This is a genomic window from Tenacibaculum sp. 1B UA, assembly GCF_033978845.1.
Classification (GTDB): Bacteria; Bacteroidota; Bacteroidia; order Flavobacteriales; family Flavobacteriaceae; genus Polaribacter.
The window spans coordinates 64,145-86,279 of the sequence record NZ_JAKVUA010000003.1; the positions used below are offsets into that span (position 1 = coordinate 64,145).

Annotated in this window: 15 protein-coding genes and 1 riboswitch; of the genes, 12 read left to right on the forward strand and 3 right to left on the reverse strand. The window is 31.7% G+C overall.

All coding sequences use genetic code 11. The features are described from left to right. Window positions 1-19 precede the first annotated feature (19 nt). The gene (locus MK851_RS04385) at window positions 20-1,084 is read right to left on the reverse strand and encodes a hypothetical protein (protein ID WP_320241793.1); all 1,065 of its coding nucleotides are present in this window, start codon (window positions 1,082-1,084) and stop codon (window positions 20-22) included. A gap of 94 nt (window positions 1,085-1,178) precedes the next feature. Next, a riboswitch (cobalamin riboswitch) is annotated at window positions 1,179-1,377 on the reverse strand. 251 nt (window positions 1,378-1,628) lie between these two features. On the opposite strand from MK851_RS04385, the gene asnB reads away from it, so the two are divergent. Then, entirely contained in the window at window positions 1,629-3,290 is a 1,662-nt protein-coding gene (gene asnB, locus MK851_RS04390; protein ID WP_320241795.1) for an asparagine synthase B, read from the forward strand. An 86-nt stretch (window positions 3,291-3,376) separates the two neighbouring features. Here asnB and MK851_RS04395 read toward each other — a convergent pair whose 3' ends face one another. Beyond that, window positions 3,377-4,555 carry a DUF3103 family protein gene (locus tag MK851_RS04395; RefSeq protein WP_320241797.1) on the reverse strand — a complete coding sequence of 393 codons (1,179 nt, stop codon included), beginning with the start codon at window positions 4,553-4,555 and terminating at the stop codon, window positions 3,377-3,379. 430 nt (window positions 4,556-4,985) lie between these two features. Between MK851_RS04395 and gyrB the strand changes: the two genes are divergently transcribed. The 4 genes from gyrB to mdh all read left to right on the forward strand — a co-directional run bounded on the left by gyrB (window position 4,986) and on the right by mdh (window position 11,157). Then, window positions 4,986-6,923, forward strand: coding sequence for a DNA topoisomerase (ATP-hydrolyzing) subunit B (gene gyrB, locus MK851_RS04400; protein ID WP_303508049.1), 1,938 nt, complete (start codon window positions 4,986-4,988; stop codon window positions 6,921-6,923). 92 nt (window positions 6,924-7,015) lie between these two features. Continuing rightward, entirely contained in the window at window positions 7,016-8,056 is a 1,041-nt protein-coding gene (locus MK851_RS04405; protein WP_303508050.1) for a DUF6588 family protein, read from the forward strand. A 122-nt stretch (window positions 8,057-8,178) separates the two neighbouring features. Then, a complete protein-coding gene (locus MK851_RS04410; protein ID WP_320241801.1) occupies window positions 8,179-10,104 on the forward strand; it encodes a PQQ-binding-like beta-propeller repeat protein in 1,926 nt (641 codons plus the stop codon). A 126-nt stretch (window positions 10,105-10,230) separates the two neighbouring features. Next, a complete protein-coding gene (gene mdh / locus MK851_RS04415) occupies window positions 10,231-11,157 on the forward strand; it encodes a malate dehydrogenase (protein WP_320241803.1) in 927 nt (308 codons plus the stop codon). Between the two features lie 208 nt (window positions 11,158-11,365). Here mdh and MK851_RS04420 read toward each other — a convergent pair whose 3' ends face one another. Next, window positions 11,366-12,049 (reverse strand): cell division ATP-binding protein FtsE, encoded by a 684-nt coding sequence (locus MK851_RS04420; RefSeq protein WP_320241805.1) that lies wholly within the window; start codon window positions 12,047-12,049, stop codon window positions 11,366-11,368. Between the two features lie 124 nt (window positions 12,050-12,173). On the opposite strand from MK851_RS04420, the gene MK851_RS04425 reads away from it, so the two are divergent. From MK851_RS04425 to MK851_RS04455, 7 genes are all read left to right on the forward strand, one after another. Beyond that, window positions 12,174-15,194, forward strand: coding sequence for a tetratricopeptide repeat protein (locus tag MK851_RS04425; RefSeq protein ID WP_320241808.1), 3,021 nt, complete (start codon window positions 12,174-12,176; stop codon window positions 15,192-15,194). A gap of 39 nt (window positions 15,195-15,233) precedes the next feature. Next, window positions 15,234-17,015 carry a hypothetical protein gene (locus MK851_RS04430; RefSeq protein WP_320241810.1) on the forward strand — a complete coding sequence of 594 codons (1,782 nt, stop codon included), beginning with the start codon at window positions 15,234-15,236 and terminating at the stop codon, window positions 17,013-17,015. 49 nt (window positions 17,016-17,064) lie between these two features. Next, on the forward strand, window positions 17,065-18,504 hold the full coding sequence (locus tag MK851_RS04435) for a M20/M25/M40 family metallo-hydrolase (protein WP_320241812.1): 1,440 nt from the start codon (window positions 17,065-17,067) through the stop codon (window positions 18,502-18,504). Window positions 18,505-18,517: 13 nt separating this feature from the next. After that, complete coding sequence (locus MK851_RS04440) at window positions 18,518-18,769, forward strand: hypothetical protein (protein ID WP_320241814.1); 252 nt, start codon at window positions 18,518-18,520, stop codon at window positions 18,767-18,769. Continuing rightward, on the forward strand, window positions 18,744-19,103 hold the full coding sequence (locus tag MK851_RS04445) for a MauE/DoxX family redox-associated membrane protein (RefSeq protein ID WP_320241816.1): 360 nt from the start codon (window positions 18,744-18,746) through the stop codon (window positions 19,101-19,103). The genes MK851_RS04440 and MK851_RS04445 overlap by 26 nt, the downstream gene beginning before the upstream one ends. A gap of 407 nt (window positions 19,104-19,510) precedes the next feature. Beyond that, the gene (locus tag MK851_RS04450; RefSeq protein WP_320241818.1) at window positions 19,511-20,257 is read left to right on the forward strand and encodes an outer membrane beta-barrel protein; all 747 of its coding nucleotides are present in this window, start codon (window positions 19,511-19,513) and stop codon (window positions 20,255-20,257) included. Window positions 20,258-20,269: 12 nt separating this feature from the next. Beyond that, on the forward strand, window positions 20,270-22,030 hold the full coding sequence (locus tag MK851_RS04455) for a S41 family peptidase (protein ID WP_320241820.1): 1,761 nt from the start codon (window positions 20,270-20,272) through the stop codon (window positions 22,028-22,030). Window positions 22,031-22,135 lie beyond the last annotated feature (105 nt).

The following is a 22,135-nucleotide window of genomic DNA, read 5'->3' on the forward strand; positions in this document are numbered from 1 at the left end:
AAAAATAAATAAACAATATTTAATTTACAGAAAAATCTTCTTTAGAGAAGAAAATATCTATTGGCGAGTTACCTATTCCTTTTACAGTTTTAAAAACAGATTTATCTTCATTATATATAGTGAGTATACTTTTATCTGTATCAAAAAAATCTTCTGACCCTATAACATAAACTTTACCTGTTGTAGGATGCTCTCTTATAACAGTTGTAAGCATTATTCCTTCTGTAGTTGGATTAATAAACTCTTCTGCTTTTTTTGTTTCTGTGTTAAAACGGTGAATTACTCCTGTTGACACTTCTGACCAATAAACATAACTACTTGATTCACTTATAGAAAGCATACTATTCTTATACAAATTCACTTCTGTTAATGTAACCGTTTCATCAATACCATAATCAGTTGTCAAACTTACAAACTTAGCATCTTCAACTCTTTTCTCAGTTCCTATCCAAATTTTATTGTTTTTATCTTTTAAGATTCCTGAAATTACATCATCAAATATTACTGTAGTTTTTATTGACTTATCTTTGATATTTAATACCTTCAACTCTTTATCGTCAGCAATCAATACGTTTTCTCCATCTACCAATACTCCTGATTTTGAAAACAATACTTTTGAAGAAACTCCATCAATCTTATCTTTCACTCCTTCACTTACATTAAAAAACGATAAATCATATGTTCTTCGTCTTCCTCTTCCACCAGTAGAAATGATTACTCCATCAGTTTCTGAGTACATAGCCAAGTACGAAGGGCTACTTACCTTAGATGTAGTCACTGCTACTTCTTCTGCAAGATCTTTTAAGTTTAATTTTGTAACAAAATTAGGTCCGTCTTGAGACACTATGAATAAACTATTTTCAAAATTTGTAAAAGATATTGAATTTTTATTTAGAGACTCATATACATTTGGGGTAAAAACTTGACCTTCATCTAAGTGCCCTACCACTGTTTTGTCCCCCTCATAACTTAGTATAAAAGAATTATCATAAATTGGAGTTGGTTCATGTTTCGTTGAATCACTTGAACATGAAAAAAAAACTGATATTAAACATACCAATACAATACTATAATTACGTATCATTATTATAATTAAATTTAAAGTTTCTGAAAACAAAAAAATACAAACATTATATTTCAAATGTTCTTTACTGCTTCTTCTTTTAACCCGAAAGAAAAGCAATGAATTAAATTTTGGCAGGTCTCCTGACTAACATCTTGCTACTACCTTCCCGTAAAAACAGTGGCGTAAGAAATAACAAGTATCTATAATTTTAATAGACTAAGTTTACAGTTGCGGGTACAGTTTAGGATTCTCACCTAATTCCCTTTTAATTTTCTTTACAATAAAGAAAAACCGCGGCAAATATATTTTAGTCGTAGGAAAGAAACACTAATTTTACTGTTAAAATTACACTTCCTTCTTTTTCGATAAAAGTAAACTCTCATAATTGTTATAAGAATAATTAAAAAGTAGAATAATAATAGCTTAAAACGCAAATTAAAGTTAATTAAAATCTGTTTTTCAATTTTTAAAGTTATAATATATAATCAAAAAAAGCATAATTGTTTAAAAATAAAAACATCATTCAGTTATTTGCATTATAATAAACAATAAAATTAAAATTATGTGTGGAATTGTATGTGCGTTTGATTTAAAACAATCTTCAGATAAATTAAGACCTCAATTATTAGAAATGGCTAAGAAAGTTCGCCATAGAGGTCCAGACTGGAGTGGAATTTATAGTGATGAAAAAACAATTATGGCACATGAGCGACTAGCAATTGTTGATCCTGCCTCTGGACAACAACCTCTATTTAGCCATGACCGTAGATTTGTCTTAGCTGCTAATGGAGAAATATATAATCATAAGGAAATAAGAAAGCAACTTAAGGAACAACATGAGTTTTTAACTAAATCTGATTGTGAGGTTATCTTAGCTTTATACAAAGAAAAGGGAGTTGAGTTTTTAGATGATTTAAACGGGATTTTTGGTTTTGCTGTATACGATTCAATTACGGATGAATATTTAGTTGCCCGTGACCATATGGGAATTATTCCTTTATACATGGGGTGGGATAAACACGGAACTTTTTATGTGGCTTCTGAGTTAAAAGCGCTAGAAGGAGTTTGTAACAAAATCGAAATTTTTCCTCCAGGACACTATTATACGCGTGAAGATGGTTTGCAAAAATGGTATTCTCGTGATTGGATGGAATACGAAGCTGTGAAAGACAATAAGACCTCCATAGATGAAGTTCGTGATGCTTTAGAAGCCGCTGTTCATAGGCAACTAATGAGTGATGTACCTTATGGAGTATTACTTTCTGGTGGATTGGATTCTTCCATTACCTCTGCTATTGCAAAAAAATATGCTGCTAAACGTGTAGAATCTGGTGATAAAGATGCTGCTTGGTATCCACAATTACATTCATTTTCTATTGGTTTAGAAGGCTCACCTGATTTAGCTGCAGCTAAAAAAGTATCGGAGTATATTGATACTATTCATCATGAAATAACCTTTACTATTCAAGAAGGCTTAGACGCAATAAAAGATGTTATTTACAACTTGGAAACTTACGATATTACAACAGTTCGTGCCTCTACTCCAATGTATTTAATGGCACGTGTTATTAAATCTATGGGAATAAAAATGGTCTTATCTGGCGAAGGTGCTGATGAACTTTTTGGAGGATATTTATACTTCCATAAAGCCCCTAACGCAGAAGAATTTCACAAAGAAACTGTACGAAAATTAGATAAATTATACCAATACGACTGTTTACGTGCTAACAAAAGCTTAATGGCCTGGGGAATTGAGGGACGTGTTCCGTTTTTAGACAAAGAGTTTATGGATGTAGCAATGCGTATTAACCCAGAAGACAAAATGATTAATGGTGAACGTATGGAGAAATGGGTATTACGTAAAGCTTTTGAGAGCTATTTACCAAAAGAAGTAGCTTGGAGACAAAAAGAACAATTTTCTGATGGAGTTGGCTACAACTGGATTGATACCTTAAAAGAAGTTGTAGAAGCTGCTATTACTAAGGAAATGATGGCAAATGCTCCACATCGTTTTCCTACGCAAACACCAAGAACCAAAGAAGAATATTATTATCGTTCAATATTTGAAGAACACTTCCCAAGTGAAACTGCTGCTTTAACAGTTCCTTCTGTTCCTTCAATTGCCTGTAGTAGTCCTACAGCACTAGCATGGGATAAAAGTTTTCAAAACCAAAACGAACCTTCAGGTAGAGCTATTAAGACTGTACATGAAGACGCTTACTAAGAGTAATTCTTAGTTTATTTTCAAATTTTAGTTGTAAAAAACCTCGCCAATAAGCGAGGTTTTTGTTATTCTTTTAAATTTATTTTTTAATTTGGAGCTACATAAAAAGGAGATAAATTTATCTTAGCATTTCTTCTAGCACCATAATAATTATTGTAACTCTTATTTTTTTCAATTGTATAAAAAGAATCTACATAATCATCATTATTAGCATACCAGCTATCAGGCATCGCTTGAATTATTGCTCCAGCAACCTGTCCCAAAACATTAACCCAAGGTTGCGTAGAAACTGTTCCTATAATTTGAAAAACTCCATTTACAATAGCAGAAACTAAGTCTTTATAATTTGTATTGTCATCTTTTTCAAATAACTGAATATTTGCTGCTTGATATTGATAATCATCCCAAAACAATAATATTTGATTCGGGTAATAATCAGTATCATCATGATCTAAATAATACATAGGTATTATCTTAATTTCAGGATTATTTTTACTATCCTTAATCCCTGATGTTATAGCGTACACCTCAGCAGCTCCACTTACCCAAGGCTCTTCATCATCATTTAATCTAATCTTATCTAATTTCGTAGTTTCTAAACCTGTATTTCTAGCAGATTTAGCATTAAAATCAAATGAAGAATTTAAAAACCTCTCATTTTGAACTCCTCCTTCTTGAAGATACTTATTCATATAAGCAACTTCTTTCTTCAAGGTCTCAAAACCATCGGTTTCAATAATTATTACTGTTTGACTTGGTGCTTCTTTAGGGTCAAGATAAACAACTTCTTTATTTATTGTATAAGCCTCAACTCTTTTCCATGTTTTCTCATCTCCTTCAGGAGCAAAAGAAAACAACACATCAGAAAGATTATCTATTCTTTTTCCATTATGCATCCAAACCTCTAAAATCTCTATTTTGTCAGGAGCAGCTTCTTTAGAAGCTCTATTTTCTAACGTTGTTGTTTTAGAAGCTAATGATTTGTATGCTTCTTCACCACCTACAAATTCAGAAGTTTGCTCTAAAATTTTAGACATCGAAACGCTAGGTTGCTGATTAATCAATAGCTCCACAGCTTTTTCTTTAAAACTTTGATTTTTCATTAAATCAATGAATTGAAAAGCAGCTTCCTTCTTATTTACTAAATCAGAAGTTTGCTGTTCTACTAAATTGTCAGAACCAGTAACTAATTCTTCAGAATTGTTACAACCAATAAACAACATCGAAGCTAATAAAGCTCCAAATAAAATTCGGGGGGTTTTCATTTTTAAAAAAATTTAATTTGTTAATATTGACATCAATAATAACAAAAAGCACTACAAAAACCATAAAAAACGTTAAATATTTATTAAAAAATAACACAAAACACATTAAATAGTATTTTATACACATTTATTTAACACTTAAACAACAAATACTCAAATTATTTATTTATACAATAATTTTTAAGACATATAAGCAATCTTAAAAAAAAGAAGATTTACAAAAGCTACCCAAAAGTTATAAAAATTAATTTAAAAGTGTTTTTAGCTCTTTTAAGCGGTTTTTTATTTTTAAAGCAATTGTTAATAAAACACCATAAAAATCGCTTAAAAACTTTAATTTAAGCTTTTAAAGTTGTAAATTTGTGAGGTAACTATAATCGCTTTCGAGCGATTTTTTTATGATAAAGACTTTAATTTAATTCTCTTTATAATGAGCGAAGAAAAAAAACATAATTATTCTGCCGATAGTATTCAGGCGTTAGAAGGAATGGAGCATGTACGTATGCGTCCTTCCATGTATATTGGTGATGTTGGAGTACGTGGTTTACACCATTTAGTATATGAGGTAGTAGACAACTCTATTGATGAAGCTTTAGCTGGTCATTGTGACACCATTGATGTTACTATAAATGAAGATAATTCAATTACAACAAGAGATAATGGTCGTGGTATTCCAGTAGGCATCCATAAAAAAGAAGGAGTTTCTGCTCTAGAAGTAGTAATGACTAAGATTGGAGCTGGTGGTAAGTTTGACAAAGATTCTTATAAAGTTTCTGGTGGACTACATGGTGTTGGAGTTTCTTGTGTTAACGCACTTTCTGACCATTTAACAGCAACTGTACATAAAGAAGGTAAAATTTGGCAACAAGAATACGAACGAGGTAAAACTTTGTACCCTGTAAAAACTATTGGAGAAACTGATTTTACTGGAACCATCGTTACCTTTTTACCAGATAGGTCAATCTTTCAGCAAACTACCGAATTCAATTACGACACCTTAGCTACTCGTATGCGTGAATTAGCGTACCTTAATAAAGGGATTACTATCACGTTAACAGACAAGCGTAATAAAGATGATGAAGGAAATGATATTGTTGAAGTATTTCATTCTGAAGAAGGATTATCGGAATTTGTAAGGTTCCTAGACGGAACAAGAACACAAATTATCCAAGATGTAATTTCTATGGAAGGAGAGAAAAATGGAATCCCTGTAGAAGTTGCTATGGTGTATAACGATTCGTATGCAGAGAATTTACACTCATATGTAAACAACATTAACACACATGAAGGTGGTACCCACTTATCAGGTTTCCGTCGTGGATTAACCCATACATTAAAAAAGTATGCTGACGAATCTGGTTTACTAAAAAATGTAAAGTTTGAAATTGCTGGTGATGATTTCCGTGAAGGACTTACAGCAATTGTATCTGTAAAAGTAGCAGAACCTCAATTTGAAGGTCAAACAAAAACAAAATTAGGTAACCGTGAAGTAAGTGCTGCTGTATCACAAGCAGTATCTGAAATGCTAACAGATTACTTAGAAGAAAATCCAAATGATGCTAAAACTATTGTTCAAAAAGTAATTTTAGCAGCACAAGCACGTCACGCGGCACGCAAGGCTCGTGAAATGGTACAGCGTAAAACAGTAATGAGTATTGGTGGTTTACCTGGTAAATTATCAGACTGTTCTGAAACTGACCCAGCTCTTTGTGAAATTTTCTTAGTTGAGGGAGACTCGGCAGGTGGTACTGCAAAACAAGGTCGTGATCGTAACTTCCAAGCTATTCTTCCTTTAAGAGGTAAAATCTTAAACGTTGAAAAAGCAATGCAACACAAAGTTTTTGAAAATGAAGAAATCAAAAACATGTTTACCGCATTAGGGGTTACTATTGGTACAGAAGAAGACCCTAGAGCTTTAAATTTATCGAAATTAAGATATCATAAAGTTGTAATTATGTGTGATGCCGATGTAGATGGCTCTCACATTGCAACTTTAATTTTAACTTTCTTCTTCCGTTACATGCGTGAAATGGTTGAACAAGGCTATATTTACATTGCAACCCCTCCTTTATATTTAGTTAAAAAAGGACAAAAACGTGAGTATGCATGGGATGACAATCAACGTGATTTAATAGCTCAAAAATTAGGAGGTTCTGTAGCCATACAACGTTATAAGGGTCTTGGGGAGATGAACGCAGAACAATTATGGGATACTACTATGAACCCTGAATTTAGAACATTACGACAAGTTACTATTGATAACTTAACTGAAGCTGATAGAATATTCTCTATGTTAATGGGTGATGAAGTTCCTCCACGTAGAGATTTTATAGAAAAGAATGCAAAATATGCGAATATTGATGCATAAAACAATTTCTTAACGACAAAAAAGCTCAATAAAATTATTGAGCTTTTTTTTATTTTATATTTTTACCGCTTAAAACAAACACCTTCATAATTATGAAAAAAACTCTATTACCTTTACTAACTTTAATCATAAGCTTTAGTGTTAAAGCTCAAGAATTAGAAACTATTTTATTAGCAAAAGAAGACGCTAGCAAATTAACAAATGCTTATTTAGACCCTGCTATGAAAGGTTTTATTTATAGTATGAACAATGGCTGGTATCATACTGCTAAAGTTCATAAAAAATTTGGCTTTGATATCACTATTGGTGCCAATGCTTCTTTCGCTCCTTCTAAAGACGAAATATTTAATATATCTAAGTTAGGTTTATCACAAAATACAAAAGTAATAAACAACACCTTTGATACTCCTACTGTACTAGGTTCAAGTAGTGATAATGTTACTACAGCTGAACTTGAATACACTTTACGTGATGATCAAGGGAACGAAATAGGTACTGCTAATTTCACTATGCCTGGTGGAGTAAAAGATGACCTACCTGCTAATGCTATACCTGCTCCTTCTGTCCAAGTTGGATTAGGACTCCCTTTTAAATTTGAAGCGATGCTTAGATACTCTCCTAAAGTAGGTTCAGATGATGTAAAAGGTGGATTATTTGGTATTGGTGTTAAAAAAGAAATTACTGATTGGTTTGGACCAATGGATAAAACTCCTTTACATGTTTCTTTATTAGCCGCCTACACCAATATGAATGTAGATTACACTATTGGTGACGTAGATGGAGACATCGAAGCTAGAAATGCAGTTACAGAATTTAGATTAAATTCATATACCGTTCAAGCTATAGCCTCTTTAAACTTCCCTGTTATCAACATTTATGGAGGTGTTGGATATAACGGAGGTAACACAAGCTTAGATATGAGAGGAGATAGTTTTTACGCTAATTATTCTACACCTTTAGGTACAGAAAGAGAAAACCTTGGAACAAACCCACTATCATTAAGCTCTAGCTCTGGTAGTTTTAATACCACATTAGGTGCTCGTTTAAGTTTAGGTTTCTTTAAAATCTTCGGAAGTTACACCTTACAAGAGTACAACTCTGTTAATGCAGGTATTGCTTTTAGCTTTAGATAAAAACTCACTTTATAAAATGTATAATAAAAAATCCTATTTAACTAAATAGGATTTTTTTAATCTCTATATTCGCAGCTAATTTTCAATTTAACAAAATTTTAACCTCTTAATTTTTAAGTGTTATGAAAACAAAATTATTCTTATTATTTCTATTAACCTCTTTATTAGTTTCCGCTCAAAAGGTTCCTGATCACACACTTACTCTTGATAGTAAAATTAGTGACGTTTACCTACACAACCTAACAGGGATTCCCGTGATTACAACAGACGGTGCCGTATATGGAGTTAATGGTGAAACAGGTCAAAAAATATGGGAGTTCAAAGAAAGCGGATTTATTAAAAGTCTTAATGCTCTTGGTCAAGATGGAGGCTCTTCTTTTACTGAAGTAGCATTATCTCCATTCGGAAAATTTAATCAAACAATTTTCAACATCAAAACGGGTCATAAAATTTTAGACGAAAAGACCAATGGATACAAAGGAATTTTTGATGACAAGTTTGTTTTTGGTAAAAATGCTATTTTATTTTTTGCAAAAACTGATAAAACTGAAGCTAAACTATTTTTAACTAGTATTGAAAATGATAACATTATTTGGGAAAGCTCTATAAAAACTAATAAGAAGTTAGGAAGCTTATTATTAGGAGGTGCAGGTGCTTATAACTTTATCCAAAACGAAGATAAAATTGCTTTTACAGCTGGTAAAACTGTTTTTTTAATTAACAAATCTGACGGAAAAGTTATATTATCAGAAAAATATGACGCTGGTAAATTATTTTTTACAGAAGATAACAAATCTTTAATTGCTGTTGAAAACAAAAGCAGTTCTTTGGTTGGAGGTGCTATTAAAGCTGGATTTACCATGGGACTATCTTTGATAGGTAAAAAAGTAATCGGTAAAGAACTTATAGCGTTTGATGTAAACTCAGGTAAAGAAGTTTGGAAAAAATCTATCAAATTAGATGAAGGCTTCGTGAACTATCAATTTGAAGATGGAAAACTATTCCTTATCCATGAAGACGGAGCCAAATTGTATGATTATCATACAGGTAAAGAAGCGTGGAAAAAAGAATTTAAAAGAAAAAAAGTAAAAGGTGTTGAAAAAACTGATGAAGGTTATATGGTTTACTATAAAAACAAAAAACATTTAGTTGACAATATAGGGAAAAAAGTTTGGAAAAAGCCTCAAAAACTGATTTCTGGTATTGATTTTGAAGTTGAAGACGATGAGGAATATACTACCTTTGAATACAATAATGGAATCATTCTTGTAACTCCTTTTAGAATTTTATATTTTAAAAAAGGACAAGAGAAAAAAGTATACAGAATAGCTGTGGATCCAAAAGAGGATAAACTTACCTTTGATAATAAAAACCAAAATTTAATTATACTAAAACGTAAAAAATTATACATATTAAATCCTGATAAAGGATTAGGAAAAGATCAGGTGAAAAAAATTGAATTTCATAATAAAAAAGACATTAATCTTTTAGAGGCTCGAGACAATGGATACTTTATAAATGGTAATTGGGAGTTCGTAATGACTGATCTTAAAGGTAACGTCATCAAAAAAGAATTCTTCAAGCAACCTGGTGAAGGATTGCGTCATTTAAAAAACTTCGGCGCTTTTACCCTAGGGGTAACAGGATCAGCCATGCAATTAGCTGGTATGTACAACATGTCAACTGGAGTTGGACTACATACGTCAGAACATTTCGTAGGGCAACAAAATATAATGAAACAAGGTACAGGTGAATCTAGATTCTATAAAGGTTATAGTCAACACAGTCAAGGAAAGTTAATGACATCTTTTGCCAATGACATATGGGATGATACAAGACACAATGCTTTTAAAGCTACTAAAAATAATGCTTTCTTCTACGCAAACAAAGAAGGAAAAAAAGTTTTAGTGCAAGTTAACAAAGACTCTGGTGATACTGTTCAAACATATGAGTTTGGTGTAGATAAACCAAAATACAAAATTGACAAACCTGCTAAAAAGATTTATTTTTCTAAAGGAAAAGACTTAAAAATATTTAGCTATAACTAACAATATAAAACCCGTTGAAATATCAACGGGTTTTTCTTTTATATCCATAGCCAAATCGCTATTTTTGTGCATCTTGTGCGGATTCCGCACTTATAAACATAATTAATTACAAAAAACATATATAAAATGAAAGTAACGGTTGTAGGAGCAGGTGCTGTAGGTGCAAGTTGTGCTGAGTACATTGCTATTAAAAATTTCGCTTCTGAAGTTGTTTTAGTTGATATTAAAGAAGGTTTTGCTGAAGGTAAAGCAATGGACTTAATGCAAACTGCTTCTTTAAATGGTTTTGACACTAAAATTACAGGAACAACAGGAGATTATAGCAAAACTGCAGGATCAGACATCTGTGTAATTACTTCAGGAATTGCTCGTAAACCAGGAATGTCTCGCGATGAGTTATTAGGAATCAATGCAGGGATTGTAAAATCTGTAGCTGCTAGCTTAGTTGAGCAATCTCCTAACACAATTATCATTGTAGTATCTAACCCAATGGATACTATGACATATTTAGTACACAAAGCAACTGGATTACCTAAAAACAGAATTATTGGTATGGGTGGAGCATTAGATTCTGCTCGTTTCAAATATCGTTTAGCAGAAGCTTTAGAGGCTCCTATTTCTGATGTTGACGGAATGGTTATTGGAGGTCACTCTGATAAAGGAATGGTGCCTTTAACTCGTTTAGCTACTCGTAACTCTGTTCCTGTATCTGAATTCTTATCAGAAGAAAGATTAGAGCAAGTAAAACAAGATACTAAAGTTGGCGGTGCTACTTTAACAGGATTGTTAGGTACTTCTGCTTGGTATGCTCCAGGAGCTGCTGTATCTGGTTTAGTACAAGCAATTGCTTGTGACCAAAAGAAAATTTACCCTTGTTCTGCTTTATTAGATGGAGAATACGGTTTATCTGATTTATGTATTGGTGTACCAGTAGTATTAGGTAAAAACGGAATAGAAAAAATCGTTGAAATTAACTTAAGCGAAGAAGAAAAAGCAGCTTTAACTTCTTCAGCTGAAGCCGTTAAAAACAACAACACTGCTTTAACTTTCTAAGAAGTTAACAGTCTCAAATATTTAAAAACCTGAGTAATAAAATTACTCAGGTTTTTTTTATAAACTTTTGTTAAAATTCCAATTACTGTGTAAGATTTTCCTAATCTAAACGTCTTTATAGTAGAGAAGCATTAGTAGTGTTTCTTTTCATAGTTTTTCATAGCAATTTTCCCACTTCATTCTTGAAGTGGGTTTGTTTTTTATAATATTAAACTGCTTGTTGTACTACTTCAAACAATTCACCACCCTCACATTTAATCACTTTTTGTTTAAACTTTACAATCAATTGATAATCGTGCGTAGCCATTAAAATTGTCTTTCCACTTTGATGTATTTCATTCAATAACTCCATCACTTCTAATGAAGTTTTCGGATCTAAGTTCCCAGTAGGTTCATCCGCTAAAATTAACTCAGGATCATTTAATAAAGCTCGAGCAATTGCCACACGTTGTTGCTCTCCTCCTGACAATTCAAAAGTTTTTTTATAGTACTTCTCTTTCATCCCTACTTTATCTAAAACCTCGTGAATTTTATCTTTCATTTCAGCTTTATCTTTCCAACCTGTAGCTTTCAACACAAACTCTAAGTTAGAGAAAACATTTCTATCGTTTAATAATTTAAAATCCTGAAAAACAATTCCGAGTTTTCTTCTTAAAAAAGGAATGTCATTTTCTTTCATTTTCTTTAAATCGAAGTCAACTATACTTCCTAAACCACGTTGTAAACGTAAATCCCCATACAAGGTTTTTAACAAACTACTTTTCCCACTTCCAGTTTTACCAATTAAATAATAAAAATCACCTTTATTTAGGGTAAAATTCACTTTTGACAACACTAAGTTGTCTTGTTGATAAATATCTGCGTTTTCTAGGTGTAAAACAGGATTTTCCATGGAGTATAGTTTTTTACAAATCTAAAATTTTATAACGTAATTCTGTAACATTTCTTACTTTTGATAAAATATCTCCCAACAAAAATAAAAAACTAACGTTATAGTTTCTAGATAACTAAAAAATATGAGATTTAACTGTTTCAAAAAAAGCTGCTACTTATTTCTTTTTTTAACCATTACAACAGCGGTAATAGCACAAGAATCGGCTATAAATACTGATGCAAATGCCGATTTTCATAAAGCAATACGTTTATACAACAACAAAGCATATGCTGCTTCACAAGAACTTTTTCGCGAAGTTTCTGTAAACTCTGAAAAACATCATAACTTAAAAGCTGATGCTGACTATTATGATGCTATGTGTGCAATAAAATTGCAGCAAGATGACGCTGATTATAAAGTTAATCAATTTGTTGAGAACTATCCGTACAACAATAAAAAAGAGAAGGCATTTTTAAATGTTGGTAATTATTATTTTGCTAACAGAAAAGCTGCTCATGCCCTAAAGTGGTATCAAAAAGTAAATGAGAAACTATTGAGTTTAGAAGAAAAAAATGAACTCAATTATAAAATGGGGTATGCACTATTAGTTTCTAATTACTTAAGAGATGCCAAATCTCGTTTTCAAACCCTGTTAGGAAATCCTATTTATGGTAATGACGCTCGTTATTACTACGGATACATTGCCTACAAGCAAGAAAATTTCGGAGAAGCTGAAGACAATTTAAGTCAACTAGCAAACGATGCTACTTACCAAGCAAAAGCAAATTACTATATATTAGACATCAGTTTTAAAGCTGGAAGATTCGATAAATCAATTCAAATTGGAGAACAATTATTAAAAACTACGAAAGATCAAAAAGAGGTTTCAGAAATTTCTAAAATCGTAGGTGAAAGTTATTTCAATCTTAAAAAATACGAGAAAGCCATTCCGTTTTTAAAAGCCTATAAAGGGAAAAATGGCCGCTGGACAAATACCGATTACTATTATTTAGGCTATGCTTACTATCAACAAAAAGATTATGAGACTGCTATTAGCAACTTTAATAAAATTATAGGAGGTAATAATAAAGTAGCACAAAATGCTTACTACCATTTAGGAGAGTGTTATTTAGAGTTAGATAAAAAACCAGAAGCTTTAAATGCTTTTAAGAATGCCAGTGAAATGGATTTTGATGCTCAAATTACCCAAAGCTCTTCTTTAAATTATGCGAAGTTAAGTTACGAAGAAGGAAACCCGTATGAAAGTGTTCCAGATGTTTTAAAAGGCTTTTTAGCTAAATACCCAACATCTCCAAATGCTGCTGAAATTAGTAATTTACTAGTTACCTCATACTTGCATCAACGAGATTATCAAGGTGCTTTAGACTTTTTAAATACTTCAGAAACTCCAGAAAGCAAAAGCATTATCAATGAAGTTTCTTTATACAGAGGTATTCAATTATACAACGAAAATAAAATAACAGAAGCCAAACCATACTTTGTAAATGCAACTCAGTCAGAAAACACTACTGTGAGCAATAAAGCTGCTTACTGGTTGGCTGAAACCGAATATTCTTTAGGAAATTATCAAAACGCTCTTAAACATTTCTTATCGGTTACTGATAAAAAAATTAAAGAAGCTAAGATGCTTAATTATCAAATTGGATACACAAACTTCAAACTAAAAAATTATCCTAATGCCGCAAAATACTTTCAGCAATTTTTAGAACAAAATCTTGATGATAACGATTTAAATGATGATGCTTCCAATCGCCTAGGAGATTCTTTTTATGCTTCAAAAAGCTATACAAATGCTATAAAGGCGTATAATAAAGTGATTCAAGAAGGTGGTGTAGGGTCTGATTACGCACAATATCAAACAGCTATGAGTAATGGCTTTTTAGGAAAAAACGATACTAAAGTCCAAGATCTTGAAACTTTAATTAATGATTATGATGGTTCTCAATTAAAAGATGATGCTTTATTTCAGTTAGCAACGACTTACACAACCATGAATAATGCTTCAAAAGCACAAAAAACCTACGAACGTTTATTAAAGAATCATCCAAAAAGCAACTATATTCCAAATGTATTATTGCGTCAAGGATTATTATATTATAGCAACAACAATAATAGAAAAGCTATTGAGAAGTATAAAGAAGTAGTTGCAAAACATTCTAATTCTAACGAAGCAAGACAAGCAGTAACCAACGTTAAAAATGTATATATCGATATCGGTAAAGTAGATGAATATGCCGCTTGGGTTAAAAATGTAAGTTTTGCCAATGTTACTAATGCTGAACTAGATAACGCAACTTATCAATCTGCTGAAAATAAGTTCCTAGAGAACAACAACACTAAGGCTATTGAAGGTTTCAATAAATACTTACAACAATTCCCTAATGGAATTAACGTATTAAAAGCTCATTTTTACTTAGCTCAAGCTTACAACAACACAAAGTTATTTGATAAAGCTATTCCTCACTACACATACGTAAACAAGCAAACTAAAAGTGAGTTTACAGAAGAATCTTTAACCAAGTTAGCTAACATTTATTTACAAAAAGAAGATTGGAGCAACGGTATTTTAGTACTTCAACAATTAGAAAAAGAAGCTAATTATCCACAAAACATCATTTTTTCACAAAGTAATTTGATGAAAGGATATTACAAGAAAGAGGATTATACGAATGCTATTGCCTATGCTGAAAAAGTGTTACTTAAAGGAAAAGTAGACACTAATATAGCCGAAGACGCAAAAATTATTTTAGCACGCTCTTCTTTCAAAAACAATGATTTTTTAACTGCTGAAGAATATTTTAATGAAGCTAGTAAAAAAGCTACCGGTGAACTGAAAGCTGAATGTTTATATTACAATGCTTTCTTTTTACATGAGAATAAAGAATACGAAGCATCTACCAAAGCTGTACAAGATTTAATTGCTAACTACTCATCATACAAGTACTGGGGGGTTAAAAGTTATATAATTATGGCTAAGAACTATTATGCTTTAAAAGATGCGTACCAAGCAACATACATCTTGGAAAACATCATCAAAAACTTTACACAGTATAAAGATGTGATTGAAGAAGCTAAAAATGAGCTTCGTACCATCAAAAATAAAGAAGCAAAAACAAACGAATCAGTAACTACCCAAAACTAAAATTTGTTAATAACAAACGAAAGTTAAATGACTAGATCGATGAAAAAGCACTTAAGTTTACTTGTTTTATTTATAGTAGCATATACAAATGCACAAGAGAAAAATGCAACTAACAAAGCTAAAGACACAATTATAAAAACCGAAGTTGTAAATGTTGTAACTTCATATGTTCCTAAAATTACTGATGCTTTTAAAATAAAGCAAAAACCCGTAATTGAACACACTAAAGAAACTCAGAAAAAAGCTTTAGAATATCAAATATTTTCGGTTCCTGTTGCCTCTACTTTTATTCCTAAAAGCGGAACAATGAAAAAAGTTGACTTAGGTAAAAGAGAAAAGTTATACCCTAACTATGTATCGGTTGGTTTTGGAAATGTTCTTTCCCCTTTTTTAGAAGCGTACGTAAGGCGTAGTGAAAGCTATAATAGTGAATTAACCGCACATTTAAAGTTCCTATTATCATCTGACCCCGTAGCAAATACTGAATTAAGCAGTACTTTTTATAATATTGACCTAAACTTAAACTACACCCAACAAGAACGTTATTTTCAGTGGTCAGCAGGTATAAGTGCTGAGAAAGATAAATATAACTGGTATGGTTTACCTACAAATATAACGTTTACAGAAGCTACGTTAAGTGCTATTGAAGAAGCTCAAAGTTACAACCATGTAAAAATATTTGGACAAATAAAACCAGATGATTCTTTTTTAGATGAAGCTAACGGGGCAATCGCTTTTTTCTCTGACTCATTTGAAAGTGCGGAATTTTTAGTTGACGGTAATGCAGAATTTCGACTTCCTTTAAATAATTTTCATCGTCAATTAAACGATTTGTATATAAATACCACCCTAAACTACTTAGGTGGTTCATACGCTTATGGTGATGATGCTATTACGCCTATAGATTACAAGTTTATTACATTAGGAGTACACCCAACTTACAAATTCAATGTACAAGATTTAGCGATTCAATTAGGAGCAAAAAGCTACTTTTCAATGGACACAGAAAATAGCGAAAATAACTTTTTCATCTACCCTGATGTAAAGATTTCTTATCCTATAGTAAAAGAACTTGCAAATGTATTTGTTGGTGCTTCTGGTGATTTAACCACAAATATGTATCAATCTTTTACAGATGACAACCCTTATTTGTCTCCTACTCTTGACATGAGACAAACTAATAAAAAGTTTGATGCTTTTGGAGGAATTAGAGGTAAACTAAACCATCAGTTTAGTTATAATGTGAAAGTAAGTTATGCTGATATTGAAAATAATCCATTTTTTGTATTAAATCAATCAAAATCTGATGGTTCTAATATTGCTGGAGCTAACGGATTTACTTTTTACGGATATGAATATGGGAACTCTTTTAAAATTCTATATGACGATATTAAACTGATGACCTTCTTTGGTGAAGTTGCCTTTGATGGTATTAAAAACCTTACTGTTGGAGCCAATGCTCAGTTCAATAAATTTACCTTAACCAATGAAACAGAAGCTTGGAATACTCCTGAGATAAAAGGTGAAGTCTTCGGAACTTATAAAACCAACAAATGGTTTGCAGGTGCTAATTTATATTTTGTAGGGAATCGTAAAGGAAGAGTTTACGGTACTTTACCTGCTAACACCTTTACCTCAATAGACTTAAAAAGTTATTTTGATGTAAACTTTAACGGAGGCTATCATTTTGATGATTCTTTCTCTGTGTTCTTAAACTTAAATAATGTTTTAAACAACAGTTACCAACGACTTAACAACTTTAATGTACAAGGATTTCAAGCAATGGGAGGTTTAACTTGGAAGTTTGACACCTTATTCTAAAAATTAAAATATAAAACTTACATTTAGGGTATTAAAAATAATGCCCTAAATGAAAAAAATAACTTTTTTACTACTTACAAGCATTGCTTTATTTGCCTGTAAAACAGAACAAAAACAACCTACTATCGCTTCTAACACTTATACTGAAGCAAACTATCAACAAGACTCTACACAAATTAAAAAACTATTCAGTACAGCACTTACCGAAGGTAAATCGTACGAATGGCTACGTGATTTAACACAAAACATCGGAAGTCGTTTATCAGGATCAGAAGGAGCAGCTAAGTCTGTTATTTGGGGAGAAAAGCTAATGAAAGAAGTTGGTTTAGACTCAGTTTGGTTACAACCTGTAATGGTACCACATTGGGTTCGTGGAGAAAAAGAAGTAGCCAACTACAAGTTTAATGGAGAGAAAATTAATGTTCCTATTTGTGCTTTAGGCGGCTCAATTGCAACTCCAACTAATGGAATTACTGCAGAAGTTATAGAAGTTAAAAACATTGAAGAAGCCAAAGAGTTAGGAGACAAAGCCAACGGAAAAATTGTATTCTTTAACGGTGCTTTTGACAACTCTTTAATTAATACGTTTCGCGCCTATGGAGGTTGCGTAGGACAACGCTATGGAGGAGCTGCTATAGTTGGAAAATTTGGAGCTAAAGGAGTTATTGTTCGTTCTATGACCAATGGAATCGATGATTATCCACACACAGGCTCTATGGGGTACGGTGATATTCCGCAAGAAGAATACATTCCTGCTGCTGCAATTAGTTCTCGTGCTGCAGAGAATTTAAGTAAGCATTTAAAAGGAAAACCTAACCTACAGTTTTATTTTAAACAAAGTTGTGAGAGTTTACCTGATGCCCCTTCACATAATGTTGTTGGTGAAATAAAAGGAAGTGAATATCCTGATAAAATTATGGTTGTTGGCGGACATTTAGACTCTTGGGATTTAGGTGATGGTGCCCACGACGACGGAACAGGAATCGTACAGTCTTTAGAAGTTGCTTATTTATTCAAAAAGAACAACATTAAACCTAAAAACACCATACGTATTGTCTTTTTTATGAATGAGGAAAATGGTTTACGTGGTGCAACGGAATATGCTCGTTTAGCTAAAGAAAATAATGAACTACATATTGGTGCTTTAGAATCAGATGCAGGCGGACACACACCTAGAGGTTTTTCTATCGACGCCAATGAAAGAAACTTACAACTAGTACAAAGCTGGAAAAAATTGTTAGCTCCTTATGGATTACATGATATTACTGCTGGAGGTGGTGGTGCGGACATCGGACCTTTAAAAGATGACCATGTTACCTTAGTGGGGTACCGACCAGATTCACAACGCTATTTCGATTATCATCATGCGGCAACAGACACATTTGATAAAGTAAATAAACGCGAATTAGAATTAGGTAGTGCATCTATGGCTAGTATTGTGTATTTAATGGATAAATACTTATACAACAAAGAAACATTAAAACCTTAAAAATCGTATAAGGGTGAGTAGTAGATTAAACAAAGAATACTTTGATACTAAAAGAAAACACCAAGAAGGTTATAGAAAAAAGAAACTTACTTTAAAAAAAGTCATTTTTAATTTAACTATTACTCTTGTAATACTTTTCCTATATAATATTTTTTACAACTACCTATCAAAGAAAACTGAAGAAAATAAAAAAGAAGACACATCTCAGCTATATATCAATCCAGCAATAAACTCAGTTAATGAATATCTTAATACTAACGCTTAGAATTTTATTTGGAATATTTTTCATCTTTGCTGGCACTATGCACTTTGTAAAGCCTAAAATTTTCAATCGATTCATCCCTAATTTTCTTCCAAAGTTAGCAGTAAACTATATAGCTGGTTTATTAGAGTTAGCAATTGGTATTGGATTATTAATTAATCAAACTACCAAACAAGCAGCTTTAACAATCTTCGTATTGATGTTAATTTTCTTACCTATTCATATTTGGGATGTTTTTAGAGAAAAACCTGCCATTGGTTCTAAAAAAATAGCCATTATTAGAGTTCCTCTTCAGTTTTTACTGTTATACATTGCCTATTTGATTTACATATACTGATGAAAGTTTTCTCTTACTAAAACATAGAAAGCATATTTATCATACGAGAATAATTTATTTTTAAAACTTATTTTGAATATAGTTTTTATTTACCCCCATATTTTCAACAACAAAACACCTAATAAACAATTATTTTCACTAAAAAAGCAAACATATTTTAAAAATACACCAACCAAAACTCAAATACCGCTATCAAACTACAAAACAACACAATAACTTAACATTGCTTTCGCATTCTTTACACTTAAACATCATAAAATTCACTTCTTTTTAACATTAATTAAAATAAAATGTTAGGGTTTTTAACTATTTAACTGTTATAGTATCGCAATTTTATTCTAGAAAAAATTACGTTATATCCTTTTTCGGATATCTTTTATTATTTATTAATTTTAACATTAACACGCATGAAAAACAAAAAAACTCATGGGAGAAAGTTTTCTTTTACCCCTAAAGTGTTCTTACTTCTTTTTACTGCCTTTTTAATTAACTCTTCTCTTTCTGCTCAAAGCAAATTTAGAGTAAGTTTTTCAGGAGGGTTAAATAACAATGACATTACATACAGTGCCAGTAATAGAGTAAATACTGAATATGTAGATGAGGAAGGAAATTACTTTAAAGCTGGATTCAATTTTAAAGTATATAAACACATTAGCATACAAACTGGATTAACCTATCTTAATAAAAACTATAGGTTTCAAAGAACAGGAACACGCGAAGGTATTTCTACTCTTCATAAATCAAGATATTTCAACATTCCAGTAATGGTAGGAATACAACCATTACACAAGACCTTAAAAAACACCAAATTTAACTTTGAAGTTTTTGCTGGAACTTATGTAGGTTGGTGGAACTCTCTTAAAAGAGAAAGTACTGTTGAAGTTTTCGGAGAATTAGACTTTGATGGATTTCCTAAAAAAACAATAACAGAATCTTATGACTTTGATAAAAATGAAAATCATTTTAACAGAGTAGATTACGGTTTACAAACTGAAACTAGATTAGGCTACAATTTTCACAAAAACCTAAGCCTGTTCCTTGAATATTCTTTTATGTATGGTTTATCAGACAATCAGAAAGAACAATTAAGAAAAACTTCTAACTATTATTATACCACCTCTAATTATGGTATAGGAATATCTTACAACTTTTAAAAACTAATTATTATGAAAAAACTTAAATACATATTACAAATATTTATAGTAGTTCTATCATTACACACTCTTCAATCTTGTAGAGAAGATTCTTTAGAAGTGGCAGAGTTAGACAGAACTGAAGTCGCTAATTATTCTGATCTTTTCAATGCTTTTTGGGACACTATGAATAACGACTATAACTATTTTAACGAACAAGAAGAAAGTTGGGATAATGTATATAAAAAATACAGTCCAAAATTTAAAAAACTAACAACTTTTAATAAAGCAGACGCTAATCCTATTGAAGCCGAAAAAGAAGCTAACTTGGCTTTTAAATATTTTGCTGAAATTATTACTGGAAAAATTTTAGACCAACATTTCGGCTTAAGTGTAACTATTCCTTTACCTAGTGTTAAACTACCAGGAAGAAGTGCTTCTGCATCAGCTAGTTTTTCTAGTAACATGAAGTATAAATACACTGAAGAAGATGGTTTTGTTAGTTTTGGAAGAAATCAAAGAAACCCAAAAATTGACAATGAAGATGTAAGCTCCGTAATGGCTAATGATAAGCTAGACCCTACTACGATTGTTCAAGATGGGCCTATTTTAGCAGGTTTCTTAAAAAGTGATCCAGAAACAATGTATATTCAGTTAACTGGCTTTGAAGTTTACCCAAATGCAATAATAGATGGAGCATTCCCTTTATTAGAAGATATCAGTACTATTGAAGGGATCAATCAATCATATTTTGATGACTTGAAGAAATTAGATAACGATGCTGGTACTCAGTTTGAAGTTTTAATGAAAGAAAATTTAAATTCTTTTAAAACATTAATTAGCACAGTAATTAATTCCAACGAATATAAAGCTTACATAGCAGCTCTTGATAATTTTAAAAACACTGAGTTAATTGACAATTTTGAAAATAGCTTAGCTCCTTTAGCTAGTTTCACGCAAGCTGCTAAAAATGAATTCAAAACGAAACATGCAACTGTATTACCTACATTAGGTGCTTATTATAATGATCCTAGTACAACTGAAGCACAAAAAGAAGCCGTTAACATACTGTATGGAATTTATAACAAACGAATAGAAACATATCAAAAAGTTTCTAGTTTTGCTAGTACTGTTTCTTTTTTCGGTTTTACTTTCACCGATGAATTTGACGCGTTATTAAACTCTATCACCTCTAATTACAACTTTGATCTTTATCAAAAACTATACAACCCTATAACCAATGGAAAAGCAAAAAAAATAATTTTAGATTTACGCGGTAACGGTGGTGGATATGTAATTGATGCTCGTATTTTTACCGAAAGGTTTATAACACAGCAAAAAGTTTGGGGGTATCAAAGAACCAAAGAAGGAAATGGTCGTTTCAACTACAGTCCGTGGACACCAGTAGAAACAAAGCCTCACAAATTCGCCCTTCAACAAAATACCCCTATCGCAGTCTTAATTGATGAAAACTCTTTTAGTATGTCTGAAATTAGTACTATGATGATTAAATCTCAAGGAGATCATGTAACTATCGTTGGAGACAACAGTGGTGGTGGTACTGCAGGTTTAGGAGGTCAAGATTCATTTAATGGTGGTAATAGATTAAGCAATGGATACTTACAGTTTTATATGCCTTTAATGGCATTTAAAAACAGTGAAGGAAAAGTTGTTGAAGCTATTGGTGTTGCTCCAGATGTAAAAACTATCCCTACGCAAGAACAAGTAGATGAATTAACAACAACTTATATTGATCCTGCTTTTGACGCTGCTTTAAAAGCCGTTAGTAAATAGGATCTTTTTCTATTATGTATTTTTATAAAAGGAAAACTAGTTTTAGTTTTCCTTTTTTGTTTAAGTTTAAATACATTTGAATATCTATACTTTTAACGTAATACC